Below are 2,573 nucleotides of genomic sequence, written 5' to 3' on the forward strand. Positions count from 1 at the left end.
CTGGGTGTTATGCTCAGGGCTTTGCGGGATACCGCCTTTCTGTTTGGACTCCGTCTCGCTAACGCGGTCGCGTCAGCATCGCGTAGTGACAACGGAAACGGACAGAATGCTATCGCTTCACCGCTGAGCAGTAATGCTCAGCAGTGTTCAGCGTAAATGTATCAGCGGCGCGATCTGCACCGAAAAGCGAGCCGGCGAGAGGCCCTCCCCACAACTTTCCGCTGCCGCCTCAAATAAATCCCGAGAATCCTCGGCAATTTGCCAGGGATCGATCAAGTCCGGATCCAGCCGCTGCTTGGGTATTTCAGCAGCCAAGAGCCGCTCTGTCTTGGCCCAGGCCTGGGAGCTGGCAAAGCGCAGGGATCCCTTCACTTTGTCGGCCAGTTGGGCGCCCGGCAGCTCGCCCAAGGCCGCCTGCGCCCGCAGCTTGTCTACATATTTTTGGGCCCACAGGCTGGCCAAGCTGCAAGTTGTAGCTGTTTCTGCACTTCCCATCGATCCCACGGCCTCGCCCGAGAAGCTAGATTCTGTTACCTACAATACCCTTAGCACGTCGCCGTTGCAGCCTGTAAAGAACTTACAGAATATTAATTCCCCCGCAACAATCGTTTACGTCGGGAAAGGGCACTCCCCCTAGCCGGCAAGTTGGCAACACCTTAAAATATCCTAAAATCCGCTCGGAAAAGTGGAGTTTTTGTGGCAGAATAGACTGTAGATCGATCGATGGCAAGGATCCGGATCCCGGCCTCACCGGACTGAACTCTTTACTGAGGAGAAAGAGCGTATGGCTCTCCGACTTGGCGATACAGCTCCCAATTTTACGCAAAAGTCCACCCACGGCGAAATTGACTTCTACTCCTGGGCCGGGGATAGCTGGGTAGTGTTGTTTTCCCACCCTGCCGACTACACGCCGGTCTGCACCACCGAACTGGGCACCGTTGCCAAGCTGATGCCCGAATTTGAAAAGCGGGGGGTGAAGGTGCTGGCCCTCAGCGTGGACGATGTGGACTCCCACCTGGGCTGGGTGAAAGACATCGAGGAAACCCAGAACGCTATCGTGAACTACCCCATCTTGGCAGATGTAGACCGCAAGGTCTCGCAGCTCTACGGCATGTTGGATCAAACCAACCTTAACCAAGAAGGGCTGCCCTTGACGGTGCGCTCGGTTTTCGTTATCGATCCCAACAAGAAAATCCGCCTCATCCTTACGTATCCGGCCAGCACGGGCCGCAACTTCGACGAGCTTTTGCGGGCCATCGACGCTCTGCAGTTGACGGATAAGTACAGCGTCGTCACCCCTGCCGACTGGAAAGATGGCGACGACGTCATTATCCCGCCTTCGCTGCAGGATCCTGAAGTGCTAAAAGAAAAGTTCCCGAAAGGTTACAAGGAGCTCAAGCCCTACCTGCGGCTCACCCCTCAGCCCAATAAGTAAGTCCACCCCCCTTGGCAGGAAGGGATCCCTTCTCCGCCGAAGCCGTGATTCCTTTCTCTGGATCCCCGCCGAGGGGATCCTTGACTTTATGGTTCTTTAAACCCGCCTAAGACGGTTTCGGAGGGCGCTGCGCTGGCCTAGGCGAAACCTCCTCTTCTGGGAGAGAACGATCGCCGGTGGGGTTGGGATCGAGTTGGGCGGCAAGTTTAGGCTTCGGGGAAGGAAGCTGCTGCTGTTTCGGCCAGCCTCTCCACTGTAAAGTAGCGATGGAACTTATCCGTCACCCGCAACCAGGGGGAGCGGCTGCCTTCTTTGCGATAGCGGGTCACAAAGCCCTTTTCCACCAGCTCTGCCACGTGTTGGTAAGCGCCCTGACCGCGCAACTCCACCAAGTCAGCTTGCGAGAGGGGGCCACGTAGAACGATGGTTGCCAAGGTACGGGTGGCGCCCACCCCGATTTCAGGGGGCAAGAGCTGGTTGGCCAGCTCCAGAAAAGGCTCCCGCAACTGCAGAGCAAACCCCTCCTCCACCTGCAGCACCTCTAGGGCAGAATCGCGGTGGGCGTAGTCTTCCATCAGCTCCAACAGCGCATCGTAGGCCTCCTCGCGGCTGCAGTGGGCCAACTGGGCCAGCGTCGATAGGGCCAACGGCTGTCCCTTCAGGTAGAGGATTGCCTCGATCTGATTTTTCAGGGCTAAAAGACGCCCCCCTCCTATCTCTGGCCTGGAATCTGAAACCGACTTGGAACGACGCGAGGGCATAGCGACAAGGGATCCGCTAACCTGTCCCGTAGCATAGCAGCAGTTGCAGACTGAGGGATCCCTGCTGGGGCGGCCTGGGCCAAGGCGAGCGTTGCTATGCTAAACCATGGCAGGGTCTGCTTTCTCGCCCATCGCGCTACTCGGTGCGGAGTACAATTGCACAGCCTGAAGCCAATTGCGTAGCATAAATAGGGTTTGGGGATCCCAGAGAATTGGAGAGGTGTCCGAGCGGTTTAAGGAAGCAGTCTTGAAAACTGCCGTGGTTCACGCCACCGTCGGTTCGAATCCCACCCTCTCCGTTGCTTTTCCGTTGCTTTATTGAGTACAGCCTGTTAAGGGCTCAAGGGGTACAATAGCAGCACTTAGCAAACCAACTT

3 protein-coding genes, 1 tRNA gene and 1 pseudogene are annotated in these 2,573 nt (G+C 57.0%); 3 read left to right on the top strand and 2 right to left on the bottom strand.

Features of this window, described 5'->3' with window-relative positions:
* Nucleotides 1–156 (top strand): annotated as a pseudogene (locus tag GG26_RS13515) (RNA-guided endonuclease TnpB family protein); the annotation flags it as partial.
* Here the strand turns inward: GG26_RS13515 and GG26_RS13520 are convergent.
* Nucleotides 148–495, bottom strand: a complete 348-nt coding sequence (locus GG26_RS13520; protein WP_414391162.1) for a hypothetical protein — start codon at nt 493–495, stop codon at nt 148–150. The pseudogene GG26_RS13515 and the gene GG26_RS13520 sit on opposite strands and share 9 nt — an antisense overlap.
* Nucleotides 496–784: 289 nt before the next feature.
* Here GG26_RS13520 and GG26_RS13525 point away from each other — a divergent pair, with 289 nt between their 5' ends.
* On the top strand, nt 785–1,435 hold the full coding sequence (locus GG26_RS13525; RefSeq protein ID WP_011431619.1) for a peroxiredoxin: 651 nt from the start codon (nt 785–787) through the stop codon (nt 1,433–1,435).
* Between the two features lie 206 nt (nt 1,436–1,641).
* Here GG26_RS13525 and scpB read toward each other — a convergent pair whose 3' ends face one another.
* Nucleotides 1,642–2,151 (bottom strand): SMC-Scp complex subunit ScpB, encoded by a 510-nt coding sequence (scpB, locus tag GG26_RS13530; RefSeq protein ID WP_049749850.1) that lies wholly within the window; start codon nt 2,149–2,151, stop codon nt 1,642–1,644.
* A gap of 259 nt (nt 2,152–2,410) precedes the next feature.
* On the opposite strand from scpB, the gene GG26_RS13535 reads away from it, so the two are divergent.
* Nucleotides 2,411–2,495: transfer RNA gene (locus GG26_RS13535), tRNA-Ser, on the top strand.
* The last annotated feature ends 78 nt before the right edge of the window (nt 2,496–2,573 follow it).

It is taken from the genome of Synechococcus sp. 'PEA 65AY6A-5F PE A' (assembly GCF_047462575.1).
Taxonomy (GTDB): Bacteria; Cyanobacteriota; Cyanobacteriia; order Thermostichales; family Thermostichaceae; genus Thermostichus.

Coding starts and splice junctions, on each gene's coding strand:
- GG26_RS13520 (WP_414391162.1), bottom strand. CDS start 495: ATGGGAAGTGCAGAAACAGCTACAACTTGCAGCTTGGCCAGCCTGTGG.
- GG26_RS13525 (WP_011431619.1), top strand. CDS start 785: ATGGCTCTCCGACTTGGCGATACAGCTCCCAATTTTACGCAAAAGTCC.